This is a genomic window from Ruegeria sp. HKCCD7303 (assembly GCF_013111185.1).
In the GTDB taxonomy this organism is placed as follows: Bacteria; Pseudomonadota; Alphaproteobacteria; order Rhodobacterales; family Rhodobacteraceae; genus Ruegeria.
The window spans coordinates 231,017-244,026 of record NZ_WVRE01000006.1; the positions used below are offsets into that span (position 1 = coordinate 231,017).

Below are 13,010 nucleotides of genomic sequence, written 5' to 3' on the forward strand. Positions count from 1 at the left end.
AATGAACACTTTTAAATCTCTGATCGGCGGCGTCGCACTGTCCGTCGCGCTGGCAACTTCGACGCTGGCCGCAGGTGTGGAAATCAACGCAAGCTCGACTGGTCTGGCGATGCAGGGCTATGACCCGGTTGCCTACTTTACCGCCGGTGAAGCAACCAAAGGCGACTACCGCATCACCACCTTGCACAACGACGCGATGTACCGCTTCTCGTCGGAAGAAAACAAAGCTGCCTTTGAAGCCAACCCCGAAGCCTACCTGCCCGCATACGGCGGCTACTGTGCCTTCGGCGCAGCCATGGGCTTCAAGTTCGACGGCGACCCGAACCACTGGAAAATCGTCGACAACAAACTGTACCTGAACCTGTCGCAAGACATCCAAGAGCGCTGGGAAGGCGACATCCCGGGTTTCATTGAAAGCGCAAGCGCGAACTGGGAAAACATCTCAGACAAGACCCCCGCGGAACTGCAAGAGCAATAATCCGCTGAAAATGTCAGGCGTGTCGGCGGCGGAGCGTTCCGCCGCCGCATGTCGTTTGAATATCCCTCATCTCTTCCTATCTTTTTAGCACCAAACGCGCTCGGTCTTTTAAGAGCGTCAACGTTTCGCCCAAGTTGAGACGTTGGGATACAAATTTGTATTCCACTTTCCGAATGTATATATATGAATGATCCGGCTTCCCGTCCGGATCGTATCCACCCTCATAAGTGGGCAATGCCTCACTGGAGCAGAGTGACAAGCGAAAGGAAATGAGATGACATTGAAGAAACTGGCTCTCATCACTACCGCAGCGACCGTTGTTGCAGGATCAGCCATGGCGCAATCCTCGGGCAACTGGACAGGGTTCTACGGCGGTCTGCAACTGGGCTATGTCGATGTGGACACCAGCGTGTCCGGGGTCGACGGAGATGGCGTGATCGGCGGTATTATCCTAGGTTACGACTATGATTTGGGCGACTGGGTCGTCGGTGGCGGGTTTGACTATGACTGGACGGACGTGGATTTGTCCAACGTTCCAGTTACCGTGGAAGATGTATGGCGTTTGAAAGCGCGGGCGGGCTACAAAGTGAATCCGCAGGGCCTGCTATACGGAATTGCGGGCTATGCCGAAGCGGGAACAGACAACCTCGGAAGCGATGATGGTTGGTTTATTGGTGCTGGCTACGAGCAGATCGTGGCACCCAATGTGAGCATCGGTGGAGAACTGCTTTACCACGAGTTCAGCAACTTCAACGGAAGCGGCGTCGATGTTGATGCAACGACTCTGCAAATCCGGGCTTCCTATCGGTTCTGACGCATATCAAATAAGCAAGTTGGACCCGGCTTTTTTAAGCCGGGTCGCTCTTTAGATGTCCAATATCGTGCTGCCGGTTGTCTGTCGCGCTTCAAGCGCACGATGCGCGTCTGCCACCTGATCCAACCCAAAGCGTTGATCCACGTGGATTTTGACCTCTCCGCCTTCGACCTTTCCGAATAGCCTGCGGGCCATTGCCTGACACACCGTATGATCCGCGATATGCGTGAACAAGGTGGGGCGCGTGATCTTCAGTGATCCTTTCTGGCCCAGAACACCGATATTAAAGGGGGGCACAGGGCCTGAAGCATTGCCGAACGAAATCATCATGCCAAGCGGTTTCAAACAATCCAGCGAGCCTTCGAATGTGTCCGCCCCGACCGAGTCCATGACCACATCCACACCCTGGCCCTTGGTAATCTCGGCTACCCGCTCAGCAAAATTCTCGGTTCGGTAGTTGATGCAATGCGCAGCCCCGTTGAACCGGGCCAGACTGCATTTTTCATCCGTTCCTGCCGTCCCGATCAGTGTGATCCCTTCGGATTTCGCCCATTGGCAGGCGATCAACCCTACCCCACCGGCTGCTGCGTGAAACAGCACCGTATCCCCCCGTTTCAGCGGAGTGGTTCGGTGGAACAGATATTCCACCGTCAATCCCTTCAACATCATCGCAGCGGCGGCGTCGAAGGAAATGCCATCCGGCAGGGGACAAACCTGTGCTGCCGGCATCACTCGGGCCTCGCAATACGCACCGGACGGGGCTGAAGCATACGCAGCCCGTTGTCCGGGCTGCAGGTGCGTTACACCTTCGCCAATAGCTTCAACGACACCTGCCGCCTCCATGCCCAGTGCATGAGGAAGCTCAAGGGGGTACAGGCCAGTACGTTGATAAACATCGATAAAGTTCAAACCACAGGCTTCGTGGCGAATGCGGATTTCCCCCGGTCCAGGCTCACCTACTGCCCTGTCTTCGATCCGCAAAACTTCGGGGCCGCCAAACTCGTGAATCATGACCGTCTTTGCTGTTTGCTGCATACTGACCTCCTCTTGCCGGATTTCAAGCTAACATGACTTCGAAGCAGGGCAATCCGTCCGATGCCAGACTATTGATCGGGAATTGGAAAATCTGTGCTATACTAGGGTCAGGCGTTGCCGGCTGGTCCGGCCACGGGCAACGTGATGCCGGATCCGCCCCGCGGCGCAGTTTTCGCCAGGGAAGGGGAGGAAAATGGCCAAAACAATCGGAAACCCGATCAGCTGGACCGCCCGAAATCTCGGGGCGGCAGGTGATCATGTCTCGGAAAGCGTCTCGCGCCTGGGCAGCGCGGACACCAAAGAGCTGCCAATGGTGCAAACCTTGACGCTGCAAGACCTGCGCGCCTGTCTGCGCGCGGGCTATGACGACTTTCTCGAAACACGGGCGGATGCCGTGTTCATCGTGTTGATCTACCCGATCGCAGGGCTCTTGATGTTCGGCTTTGCTTTGAACATGAATCTGGTGCCGCTTCTGGCTCCACTTGTCGCCGGCTTTGCCTTGATCGGGCCAGTCGCCGCCGTGGGGCTTTATGAGATTAGCCGCAAGCGTGAACAGGGCAGCGCAGTGCATTGGTTGGATGCGTTCGGTGTCTTCAGATCACCGTCCTTCGGTGCAATTCTGGTACTTGGCGTCTACCTCGTCATGCTGCTTTTGGTCTGGCTGATGGTCGCACAAGCCATTCATACTAATACAATGGGCCCTGAAGTACCCGCATCCCTTAGTGCATTTGCCACACAGGTTCTCACCACTTCTGCGGGATGGACGATGATTGTCGCGGGAACCGCTGTTGGTTTTGTGTTCGCCTTGTGCGCATTGGCAGTCAGCGTTGTCAGCTTTCCATTGCTGCTGGACCGCAAGGTGGGGCTGCCAGTGGCGGTTGTGACATCGTTTCGTGTCTTGCGTGAGAACCCCGGCGTCATCCTGACATGGGGCTTCACCGTGGCGGCGCTGCTGTTTCTGGGCGCCTTGCCGATGCTATTGGGTCTGATCGTGGTAGTACCCGTTCTGGGCCACGCCACATGGCATCTATACCGCCGCGCGGTTGCGTGAAGGCGCGGGACAAGCCCGCGCATTTGACACTTAGTCCGCAACCTTGAGGACGATCTTGCCGATGTGGCCAGAGCTTTCCATGCGCGCATGGGCTGCCGCCGCCTCGGCCAGTTCAAATTCACTGTCCATAACTGGGGCAACTTTGCCAGCGTCGAGCAGAGGCCAAACGGCTTCGCGCAGATCCTGCGCAATTTGTGCCTTGGCCAAATCGCTCTGCGGGCGCAGGGTACTGCCAGTCAGGGTCAAACGTTTGACCATCATCATCGCAAAGTTCAGCTCGACCTTCGGACCTTGCAGGAAAGCGATCTGTACCAGACGCCCATCCTCGGCCAGAGCTTTGACGTTGCGTGGGATGTAATCCCCACCCACCATATCAAGGATCAGGTTCGCCCCGCCCTCGGCCCGCATGGTGGCCACAAAATCTTCATCGCGATAGTTGATTGCCTTTTCCGCACCCAGCTTGACGCAAGCCTCACATTTCTCATCGGACCCAGCGGTCGCAAAGACACGTGCACCAAAAGCATTGGCCAGTTGGATTGCCGTTGTCCCGATCCCGCTGGAGCCGCCATGGACCAGAAACCGCTCACCCGCTTTCAGACCACCACGTGTGAACACGTTGGACCAGACGGTGAAAAAGGTTTCCGGCAGGCAAGCAGCCTCTTTCATTCCCATCCCTGCAGGGATCGGTAGGCAATGCGCGGCGGGCGTTGCCACGTATTCGGCATAACCCCCACCCGGCAACAACGCGCAAACCTTGTCGCCGACCGACAACCCCTCGACCCCCGCACCAACCGAGACCACTTCGCCCGACGCCTCAAGCCCTGGCAGGTCGCTGGCACCCGGAGGCGGATCATAGGCCCCTGCGCGCTGCAACGCATCAGGACGGTTCACACCGGCATAAGCTACTTTCAGCACAACTTGTCCGTTACCCGGCTCGGGAACAGGACGTTCAGTCAGTTGTAAAACATCAGGACCACCCGGTTTGGTGATCTCAACAGCGCGCATCATCTGGGTCATAGGCACCTCCTTTGCGCAATGCCTAGCAGGCATACGGGCCGGGGCCTAGCGCCAAGATGCGCTACTTTCGAGGGTTCAGCATCCCCGGAAGGTCAGCCCGCATTTTCATGGGTGCCTTCACTTGACCGGCCAACCAGTTTGGAACGGCCAAGAACGGTTTCAACACCGGATTGTCGCGTACCTGCGCCTTGAGCTTTTCAAACTCCATGACATTTGCGATCCGGCGGTCCAGGAATTCCCAGGTGCGCTGGTGATCGGGGCTGTCATCGCCCAGCCAAAACAGCAACGTCGACGAGTAAACCCCCGAAAGAGTGGCCCGTTTGGTATACCAGTTCACATCGTCCGAGGTATCGCCCAGCGCATCCCAGATCAGGTCGCAGGTTTGCCAAACCGCCTTGGCCCCATCCGCCGCATGGGTCGGCAGGGAAAACAGGGTCATGCCACGGCGCACTAACTCTTTGTCTTCGACAGCCTGCAACCGGAACCGAACCGCCGCAGCAATCTTGTCGCGGAATTTCAAGTCGCTCAGATCTTCGGATTTGATGCGATTCAGCATCGCCTGATCGCCGCGTGCATGATAGGCCAGCGCCAGATCAACCGCCCCGCGTGGACAAATCGCACGGGCCAGACCATCATCCAGGTCACAATCGGAAATAGTGGCGCGAAAACTGGTTTCCGACCAGCCGTCGAAGGGAACATGGATCAGCATCGCATCCAAAAGCTGCTGTTTTGCATCTTCATAAGTGGTCGTCATGGCAGTTCTCCGGTTGTCGGGACCAGTACTAGACAAGTTAGGGCGGCTTTGCTATACGGCCACTTCCTGCAATTTCCTTGCAACTCTATCTAGAAAGGTGGTGACAACCACATGCAGGTTAGTGTTCGCGACAATAACGTCGATCAGGCGCTTCGTGCCCTGAAGAAAAAGCTGCAGCGCGAAGGCGTGTTCCGTGAAATGAAGCTGAAGCAACATTTCGAGAAACCGTCCGAGAAAAAAGCGCGTGAGAAAGCTGAAGCGATTCGTCGTGCCCGTAAACTGGCACGCAAGAAAGCCCAGCGCGAAGGTCTGCTCTAAGACTTTCCTCATCCAGTTTTGGATGACACTATTTGACGACCCCCGAGGCCCCGCCCGGGGGTTTGTCGTTTCAGGGGCGGTTTTTTTCGCCGACTCGTGGTACTAGGTGTGCGACAAGCCGCCATTTCCTCACCAGCAACATTTTGCCCGGCATTTTGCAGCGCAGAGAATCCCGCTCTGGTAGCATTGCCCTGCCCGAATTCGCCTAATATTTCTGCGCCCCTATCTGACCTCAGCAAGCCGCTTGTAACTGGCGACGTCCAATCGGACGACACTTACAAACGGAGGCTACCATGTCGACTGCAAGTCAAATCGAGCAAGAAATGCTGGTGCTGATCAACGCCGAGCGCACATCACGCGGGCTTACCCCGCTGCAACTGGAAACACAGCTGAACGACTCATCCGAAGATCACAGCAGCTGGATGCTGGATACGGACACGTTCAGCCATACAGGCCAGGGCGGCTCCAGCGCGACACAGCGTATGCAGGATGCAGGTTTTGATCTGTCCGGCAGCTGGCGTACGGGCGAGAACATCGCCTGGCAATCAGAACGCGGCGAGCCCGGCATCAGTGATGACGTCGCGCAGTTGCACGAAAACCTGATGAACAGCCCGGGACATCGAGCAAACATCCTGAACCCTGATTTCGAATATATTGGCGTCGGCATTGAAACAGGTGACATGCAAGGGTTCGACGCGGTAATGGTCACTCAGAATTTCGCTGCCACTGACAGCGCTGTGATGCTGGACGATGACAGCACACCTGTCCCGCCGGTCGACGATGTGGCGGACCCCCAAGACCCGGACGCCGAGACGCCTGACACCGATGTAGCCGAGCCCGAGGATCCAGATACCGAAACGCCTGATACTGACGTGACTGAGCCCGAAGAACCGGACACTGAATCACCCGGCGCTGACGTCGCAGAGCCAACCCCCGAGACACCTGTCGGAGAAGAACCCGACGGATGTTTCGACGTGGCAGCCTTCTTGGCCGAACTGGAAGTTTTCCTGGATAAAGTTCTGGCGCAGATTGATCAGTTCCACTTGGAAACGGACGACATGACGCCGCCGGACATGGCCGAGAATAACATCCAGGTTTCAGACACCGACGAGGTGGACATCGTTGAAGTCGATGACACGGCCCCGATCGATGCGCCTGATGACTCCTGCTTCGGGTTGGACGGCAACGATGACGCCGATATCTATGTGCTCAATTTTTATGGCACAGGCTGCATGATGGAAGCAGCCTGATAGTTCCTGAAATGCGGGGCGGCTGGCTCGCCCCGCATGCCCGTACTTAATAGATTTTTGGAACGTACAGCTCGTCTGGCAGGACGCGGCGTTCGTAATCTGGATTGTATCTGCGGTCCGGCAGGTTGACTTTTTCCTGCGGCACATCCGTATAGGGGATCTTGGTCAACAGGTGCTCGATACAGTTCAGCCGCTCCCGTTTCTTGTCGTTGCCCTCGACTATGTACCAAGGCGCTTCGGGTATGTTGGTGCGGAAGAACATATCCTCTTTGGCCTTGGTGTAGGATTCCCAGCGTATGCGGGATTCAAGATCCATTGGCGACAGTTTCCATTGTTTCATCGGGTCGTGAATGCGCATTAGGAATCGCAATTGCTGTTCTTCATCCGTGATCGAGAACCAATATTTCAGCAGGATAATCCCTGAGCGAACCAGCATTCGTTCGAATTCGGGAACGTCCTGAAAGAACTGCTCAACCTGATCCTCGGACGCGAAACCCATCACCCGTTCGACGCCTGCGCGGTTGTACCATGACCGGTCGAACAACACGATCTCACCCGCAGCAGGCAAATGCGGCACGTAACGCTGGAAATACCACTGGCTCTGCTCGCGACGGCTGGGCGCGGGCAGAGCGACCACACGCGCGACACGTGGGTTCAGACGCTGGGTGATCCGTTTGATAACGCCCCCCTTGCCCGCGCTGTCACGACCTTCGAACAATATACAAACCTTGGCACCGGTGTGCTGAACCCAATCCTGCACTTTGATCAGTTCGGCCTGCAGACGCAGCAGGTTACGGAAATAGACCTTGCGGTCCAGCATGTCGGGGTGTTGTTCCCGATAAATCTTCCGCACTTCCATCGACAACATCGGCTCGCTGAACTCGATCTCAAAATCTTCGTCCAGCGTGTCTTCCAGTTCGGCTTCAAGCCAGTCTTTGGTGCCACCGTTGTTTTCGTAAGCCAAGGTCAGCTCCTTTTTTGTTATCGGGTTCGAACCATATCGGGCCTGTGTAAACGCCTGATGTCATCAGAAAAATTGATACAGAGGCACCAACGCCCAAATCTGCCGAAGCCTCTGAAATTTCAGACGGGCGCGGGTATATGGTCTTTCCTCTGAATGTGAACGCCCGGACCAAAGGATACAAGCGTAAGAATTGACGCAAGGCGGTATGGCAGAGTGCGCCTTCCTTTGAACGCTTGCATTGCCACGATTTTGTGCGGCAAGACGGTCTGGATTTACAGGGTCTAAAGCACGTGACGTTCTTTCTTTCTATTTTATCGGTAATTTGGCCGTGGTTCATCCTGATCGCAGCACAAGTGATGGCGCTTGCAGGCCGCGCTGCTATTGCGCTCTCCCTGCTGGCTCTATTTGTGAGTATTGCATCGACCACTGACCTGATGTCACCTTTGGTGATTGCCGCAGTGGTCCTTGGACTGGCCGGAGCCGCCTTTCTACCGCACCTGAAAGGCCGGATCGCGGTCGCCGGACACGCGCTTTTAATCCTGTGGTGTCTGGCCATGGGGGCGCACCTTCTGCCCGGTTTTCAGAACCTGAAAGTGCTGGATCAGGTGCAGGCTGGCGCCGGCAGCGCGAGCTTCACAATGTATCTGAATCTGGACAAGCCGATGGTCTTCTTCGCCGTTCTTCTGGCTTGGCCCGCCATTCTCCACAACGCGATTCCGACCAAAACTGGCGCTTTGATGGCAGGGCTGTTGCTTTTGCCCGGACTGTTTGTTTTGGGCTTGGCCTTGGATGCGATACAACCAGAATTTTCGATCCCGCCCTGGTGGCTGATCTTTGCCCTAACCAATCTGTTTCTGACCTGCCTGACCGAGGAAGCCTTTTTTCGCGGCTACCTGCAATCCGCGATCACGTCACGTCTGGGCGCCACTGGCGGAATGCTCGCGGCCAGCGTGCTGTTCGGGTTGGCTCATTTCGGTGGAGGTCCGGCGCTGGTGATCTTTGCCTCCATCCTGGGGCTGGCTTGCGGGCTGGGGTATTATGCAACCCAGAGGCTTTGGGTGCCGGTTGCGATGCATTTCGGGTTCAATCTGTTGCATCTGATAATGTTCACCTACCCTGGTCCAGCTTGAAGATCAGACTGGCAGAGCAGTGGTTTTGAACACGGTGCGCAAAGCGAAAGAGCTTTGCATCTGTGCCACCCCGGGCAACCGCGACAGGTATTGCCGGTGAATACGCGCAAAATCCTCGGTGTTTTCTGCCACCACCTTCAGGATATAGTCGGCAGTTCCCGCCATCAGGTGGCATTCCAATACATCAGGAATACGCGCTACAGCCTTTTCAAACGAATCCAGAACCTCTTCGGCCTGGCCTTGCAGGGTAATCTCGACAAAGACGGTCGTCGGTACGTTCATCTTGCGGGCGTCCAGCAACGCCACATAGTTGCGAATGAACCCTTCGACCTCGAGACGCTGAACGCGCCGGTGGCATGCGGAGGGGGACAGGTTGACCTGGTCAGACAGCTCCGAGTTCGACATCCGGCCATTTTTCTGCAGAGCAGCCAGAATCTTTCTATCAGTCGTGTCTAAGCCCATTCGCGCAATTCCTTTGCAGCAATTTTACTATATACAGGAAATTCTCCCAAAGAAAATTCCCATGGCAGGTTTTCTTTCACAGAAATTGCAAGCCAAACTGCCCATAATTTAGGCAGCTTATGAACGGAGACCCCAATGAAAATCGGTTGCCCCAAGGAAATCAAACCCCAGGAATTTCGCGTCGGCATGACCCCCAACGCTGCTCAGGAAGCGGTCGCACGCGGTCACGAAGTACTGATCGAAAGCGGTGCAGGTATTGGCGCCGGTTTTGACAACGACGCCTACATTGCCGCAGGAGCGCGCATCATCGACACCGCAGAGGAAGTGTTTGCCACGGCTGACATGATCGTAAAGGTTAAGGAACCTCAGGCCGTTGAACGCAAGATGCTGCGCGAAGGCCAGTTGCTGTTCACTTACCTGCACCTGGCTCCCGACCCGGCTCAGACCCATGACCTGTTGGAGTCGGGCTGTACCGCAATCGCGTATGAGACCGTAACCGATGCAAATGGTGGCCTGCCTCTGCTGGCACCAATGTCCGAAGTTGCGGGCCGTCTGGCACCTCAGGTCGGTTCGTGGACCCTGCAGAAGGCCAATGGCGGCCGCGGCGTCCTGATGGGCGGCGTACCCGGTGTGGGCCCTGCCAAAGTCATCGTGATCGGTGGCGGCGTTGTTGGTACGCACGCAGCCAAGATCGCAGCCGGCATGGGTGCTGACGTCACCGTCCTGGACCGCTCGCTGCCGCGCTTGCGTTATCTGGACGACGTGTTTGGCGGACATTTCAAGAATCAGTATTCGACCGCCGGTGCCACCGCCGAGTTGATTCAGGAAGCCGACATGGTGATCGGTGCGGTTCTGATCCCCGGCGCAGCAGCTCCGAAACTGATCTCGCGCGAACAGTTGTCAACCATGAAGCCCGGCGCGGCTCTGGTAGACGTCGCAATTGACCAGGGCGGCTGTTTCGAAACGTCCAAAGCCACCACGCATGCCGATCCGGTGTACGAAGTTGACGGCATCATGCACTACTGCGTCGCCAACATGCCCGGTGCGGTCGCTCGCACATCCACCATTGCACTGGGCAACGCGACCATGCCGTTCATGCTGTCGCTGGCAAGCAAGGGCTGGAAGCAGGCTTGCAAAGACGACGCGCACCTGTTGGCTGGTCTGAACGTTCACGCCGGCAAGCTGACTTACGAAGCGGTTGGCACTGCCCTAAACCTTGACGTTGTCGACCCGACAACGCTGCTCAACTAAGAACGCTCCTGCCTCTGACCGCGCCTCTTCTCCCAGGGCGCCTTTCAGACGATAGCAAAGCGTCGCGCCATATGCGCGGCGCTTTTTTGATTCACCGCAACTCACAAAAAAAGCACCGCGCCAATGCGCGGTGCCTGCCTCAAAGGAACGAAAGTATCCCAGCGCCCAATCGACGGGCGGAAGCCCTCAGCCTTGTTTCTGGATCTCCACCGCGTGGGGATAGGGAATCGAGATGCCTTTGTCGTCAAAGGCTTCCTTGATCGCTTTGGTCAGCTCGAATTTCGCATCCCAATAGTCGGCGGCATCGCACCAAAGGCGTGCCGTCAGATCGACCGAACTGTCGCCCAGGTTCGTGACTTTGACCCATGGTTCAGGATCACTGTGAATACGGCTGTCAGCTTTGGCCACATCCAGAATGATCTGCATCGCTTTGTCAGCGCTGTCGCCATAGTCGATACCGAACACCAGATCGACACGCCGTGTGTCATGGGCAGAGTAATTGGTGATGATCGAACCCCAGGACTGACCGTTCGGTACGATGATCTGCACATTGTCTGGTGTCACCAGCTCGGTGGTAAAGAGGTTCAGGTCCTTCACCGTCCCCGCCGTGCCACCGATATCCACATACTGGCCCAGCTTGTAGGGTCGGAACACCACCAGCATAACGCCAGCCGCCAAATCGCTGAGCGTCCCTTGCAGCGCCAGACCGATGGCCAGCGACGCAGCACCCAGAATGGCGACGATACTGGTGGCCTGAATTCCGAATATGCCCAAGACGGCAACCAGAACCATGGCCAGAATGGCCCATTTGACAAGGCTCGCCATAAAGTTCCCGAGTGTGGGATCGATATGTGGAGTGGAATTGATCCGACGCCGCACCATGCCTCCGACTGCCCCAGCCACAATCCAGCCCAGAACCAGAACGACAAGCGCCTTGACCGCATTCATGATCAGCGGGGCGTACTCGCCCACCTGTGTTACGACCTCATCCACGCGCATCTCCTTTCAACAGCAAGAAACCCGCGAGGTTTTCGCGGGGGGTCACCGGATTGTGAGCTAAGATTGCGTTTCGGTCTAGGTGCGAGTTTCGCCGGATTTCCCCGTTGTTCGTCAAAAAACACGGCCTGACCGGAGATGCACAGGGCAAAGGGCTTACATGACGGCGGATTGGCCCCTAGCTTTTAACAGATATTCAAACAGGAGCCCCCAATGGCGGACAACACAGCTCATCCGATTATGGCCCGCTGGCCTGCCCAATCCCCGGACAAGATCCAACTCTACTCCTATCCGACACCAAACGGCGTCAAAGCATCGATCATGCTTGAGGAAACCGGCCTGCCTTATGAGGCTCATCTGGTAACGCTCGCGGATGCAGATGTCAAAAGCCCCGAGTTTCTATCGCTGAATCCGAACAACAAAATCCCTGCCATTATTGACCCCAACGGCCCGGACGGTGAACCGCTTGCCCTGTTCGAAAGCGGTGCGATCCTGCTGTATCTAGCTGAGAAGTCAGGAAAGTTGCTGGGACAAAGCGCCTCTGACAAGCACCGTATCACCCAATGGCTGATGTTTCAGATGGGCGGCGTTGGGCCAATGTTCGGTCAGCTTGGCTTTTTTTACAAATTCGCAGGCAGCGAGATCGAAGATCCACGCCCACGCGAACGCTATATCAACGAAGCCAAGCGCCTTTTAAACGTTGTTAACACCCAGTTGGAGGGGCAGGACTGGATCGCTGGCGAGTTTTCCGTCGCAGACATCGCCCTTGCCCCGTGGCTGAATGCGTTGGATTTCTACGGCGCAAAAGACGTTGTCGGCTGGGACGACCACGTCAATGTCGTCGCCTATGTCGACCGATTTATGCAGCGCCCGGCAGTGCAACGCGGCAAAAACATACCTGCGCGCGGTTAAATGGCTTGGCAGATGAAAGGGTGCCTTGGCCGGCACCCTTCTCGCATTGCTCAGCCCGGCAAAGCGCCGGTGAGAACATAGCGCAGGATTTCAACGACCTGAGCAGGTTCTTCAGCAACGGCCAGCGCGGCAGCATCAACTTCTTTCAGCGCGTGTTGATGATCAGGGCCGTGCAGCACGATGATCGACTTGCCAAGCGCCGCCGCATAACCTGCGTCAAAGGCGGCGTTCCACTGTTTGTACTTGTCGCCGAAGCGGACAACCACCACGTCCGCATCCGCAATCCCCTTGCGTGTGCGGATCGCATTGACCATCGCGCCCTTGTGGTCATGCCAATACTTGTTCGGCTCGGCCCCTAGAATGGCCACACCGCAATCGTCGCTGGCGGCATGATCGGTCACAGGGCTATTGAATGTCATATCCAACCCTTGCGCGCCCTCAATGATCTGTTCCCGCCAGTCGGTGTGAATTTCGCCCGAGAGGTAAACGTTCAGCATCTTTAGTCCTCCGCAAACGCAGAAAAGGCGTCGTCGGCCCCTTCATCTTTTTAAAAATACTATCGCCGATGGCGATCCTGA

At 56.5% G+C, this 13,010-nt stretch carries 15 protein-coding genes; 8 read left to right on the plus strand and 7 right to left on the minus strand.

Translation table 11 applies throughout. The features are described from left to right. Position 1: 1 nt before the first annotated feature. Together GS630_RS16430 and GS630_RS16435 are read left to right on the plus strand one after the other, a co-directional pair. Positions 2–478 carry a YHS domain-containing (seleno)protein gene (locus GS630_RS16430; protein WP_171179037.1) on the plus strand — a complete coding sequence of 159 codons (477 nt, stop codon included), beginning with the start codon at positions 2–4 and terminating at the stop codon, positions 476–478. Between the two features lie 274 nt (positions 479–752). After that, positions 753–1,292, plus strand: coding sequence for an outer membrane protein (locus GS630_RS16435; protein WP_171179036.1), 540 nt, complete (start codon positions 753–755; stop codon positions 1,290–1,292). Between the two features lie 51 nt (positions 1,293–1,343). Here GS630_RS16435 and GS630_RS16440 read toward each other — a convergent pair whose 3' ends face one another. After that, on the minus strand, positions 1,344–2,327 hold the full coding sequence (locus tag GS630_RS16440) for a quinone oxidoreductase (RefSeq protein ID WP_171179034.1): 984 nt from the start codon (positions 2,325–2,327) through the stop codon (positions 1,344–1,346). 193 nt (positions 2,328–2,520) lie between these two features. Here GS630_RS16440 and GS630_RS16445 point away from each other — a divergent pair, with 193 nt between their 5' ends. Beyond that, positions 2,521–3,378 (plus strand): DUF2189 domain-containing protein, encoded by an 858-nt coding sequence (locus GS630_RS16445; protein WP_171620983.1) that lies wholly within the window; start codon positions 2,521–2,523, stop codon positions 3,376–3,378. Positions 3,379–3,408: 30 nt separating this feature from the next. On the opposite strand, the gene GS630_RS16450 is transcribed toward GS630_RS16445, so the two are convergent. Then, complete coding sequence (locus GS630_RS16450) at positions 3,409–4,395, minus strand: NAD(P)H-quinone oxidoreductase (RefSeq protein WP_171179030.1); 987 nt, start codon at positions 4,393–4,395, stop codon at positions 3,409–3,411. 61 nt (positions 4,396–4,456) lie between these two features. After that, positions 4,457–5,149 carry a COQ9 family protein gene (locus GS630_RS16455; protein ID WP_171179028.1) on the minus strand — a complete coding sequence of 231 codons (693 nt, stop codon included), beginning with the start codon at positions 5,147–5,149 and terminating at the stop codon, positions 4,457–4,459. 111 nt (positions 5,150–5,260) lie between these two features. Between GS630_RS16455 and rpsU the strand changes: the two genes are divergently transcribed. Together rpsU and GS630_RS16465 are read left to right on the plus strand one after the other, a co-directional pair. Beyond that, the gene (gene rpsU, locus GS630_RS16460; protein ID WP_005614280.1) at positions 5,261–5,467 is read left to right on the plus strand and encodes a 30S ribosomal protein S21; all 207 of its coding nucleotides are present in this window, start codon (positions 5,261–5,263) and stop codon (positions 5,465–5,467) included. A 293-nt stretch (positions 5,468–5,760) separates the two neighbouring features. Then, complete coding sequence (locus GS630_RS16465) at positions 5,761–6,717, plus strand: CAP domain-containing protein (protein WP_171620984.1); 957 nt, start codon at positions 5,761–5,763, stop codon at positions 6,715–6,717. A gap of 46 nt (positions 6,718–6,763) precedes the next feature. On the opposite strand, the gene ppk2 is transcribed toward GS630_RS16465, so the two are convergent. Further along, positions 6,764–7,681, minus strand: coding sequence for a polyphosphate kinase 2 (gene ppk2 / locus GS630_RS16470; RefSeq protein ID WP_171620985.1), 918 nt, complete (start codon positions 7,679–7,681; stop codon positions 6,764–6,766). 290 nt (positions 7,682–7,971) lie between these two features. Between ppk2 and GS630_RS22650 the strand changes: the two genes are divergently transcribed. Next, on the plus strand, positions 7,972–8,811 hold the full coding sequence (locus GS630_RS22650) for a CPBP family intramembrane glutamic endopeptidase (protein ID WP_171238507.1): 840 nt from the start codon (positions 7,972–7,974) through the stop codon (positions 8,809–8,811). 3 nt (positions 8,812–8,814) lie between these two features. Here GS630_RS22650 and GS630_RS16480 read toward each other — a convergent pair whose 3' ends face one another. Further along, positions 8,815–9,273 carry an Lrp/AsnC family transcriptional regulator gene (locus tag GS630_RS16480; protein ID WP_171179015.1) on the minus strand — a complete coding sequence of 153 codons (459 nt, stop codon included), beginning with the start codon at positions 9,271–9,273 and terminating at the stop codon, positions 8,815–8,817. Between the two features lie 135 nt (positions 9,274–9,408). Between GS630_RS16480 and ald the strand changes: the two genes are divergently transcribed. Next, positions 9,409–10,524, plus strand: coding sequence for an alanine dehydrogenase (gene ald / locus GS630_RS16485; RefSeq protein ID WP_171179013.1), 1,116 nt, complete (start codon positions 9,409–9,411; stop codon positions 10,522–10,524). A 186-nt stretch (positions 10,525–10,710) separates the two neighbouring features. Here the strand turns inward: ald and GS630_RS16490 are convergent, their stop codons facing one another. Continuing rightward, complete coding sequence (locus GS630_RS16490; protein WP_171179011.1) at positions 10,711–11,517, minus strand: mechanosensitive ion channel domain-containing protein; 807 nt, start codon at positions 11,515–11,517, stop codon at positions 10,711–10,713. Positions 11,518–11,733: 216 nt separating this feature from the next. Between GS630_RS16490 and GS630_RS16495 the strand changes: the two genes are divergently transcribed. After that, complete coding sequence (locus GS630_RS16495) at positions 11,734–12,432, plus strand: glutathione S-transferase family protein (protein ID WP_171620986.1); 699 nt, start codon at positions 11,734–11,736, stop codon at positions 12,430–12,432. Positions 12,433–12,482: 50 nt separating this feature from the next. On the opposite strand, the gene GS630_RS16500 is transcribed toward GS630_RS16495, so the two are convergent. Continuing rightward, the gene (locus GS630_RS16500) at positions 12,483–12,929 is read right to left on the minus strand and encodes a YtoQ family protein (RefSeq protein ID WP_171235001.1); all 447 of its coding nucleotides are present in this window, start codon (positions 12,927–12,929) and stop codon (positions 12,483–12,485) included. Positions 12,930–13,010 lie beyond the last annotated feature (81 nt).

Bases quoted from the DNA above. Each gene is read 5' to 3' on its own strand.
- GS630_RS16435 (WP_171179036.1), top strand. From the start codon at position 753: ATGACATTGAAGAAACTGGCTCTCATCACTACCGCAGCGACCGTTGTT.
- GS630_RS16465 (WP_171620984.1), top strand. From the start codon at position 5,761: ATGTCGACTGCAAGTCAAATCGAGCAAGAAATGCTGGTGCTGATCAAC.
- GS630_RS16455 (WP_171179028.1), bottom strand. From the start codon at position 5,149: ATGACGACCACTTATGAAGATGCAAAACAGCAGCTTTTGGATGCGATG.
- GS630_RS16495 (WP_171620986.1), top strand. From the start codon at position 11,734: ATGGCGGACAACACAGCTCATCCGATTATGGCCCGCTGGCCTGCCCAA.
- GS630_RS16440 (WP_171179034.1), bottom strand. From the start codon at position 2,327: ATGCAGCAAACAGCAAAGACGGTCATGATTCACGAGTTTGGCGGCCCC.
- ald (WP_171179013.1), top strand. From the start codon at position 9,409: ATGAAAATCGGTTGCCCCAAGGAAATCAAACCCCAGGAATTTCGCGTC.
- GS630_RS16450 (WP_171179030.1), bottom strand. From the start codon at position 4,395: ATGACCCAGATGATGCGCGCTGTTGAGATCACCAAACCGGGTGGTCCT.
- GS630_RS16430 (WP_171179037.1), top strand. From the start codon at position 2: ATGAACACTTTTAAATCTCTGATCGGCGGCGTCGCACTGTCCGTCGCG.
- GS630_RS16500 (WP_171235001.1), bottom strand. From the start codon at position 12,929: ATGCTGAACGTTTACCTCTCGGGCGAAATTCACACCGACTGGCGGGAA.
- GS630_RS16445 (WP_171620983.1), top strand. From the start codon at position 2,521: ATGGCCAAAACAATCGGAAACCCGATCAGCTGGACCGCCCGAAATCTC.
- GS630_RS16480 (WP_171179015.1), bottom strand. From the start codon at position 9,273: ATGGGCTTAGACACGACTGATAGAAAGATTCTGGCTGCTCTGCAGAAA.
- rpsU (WP_005614280.1), top strand. From the start codon at position 5,261: ATGCAGGTTAGTGTTCGCGACAATAACGTCGATCAGGCGCTTCGTGCC.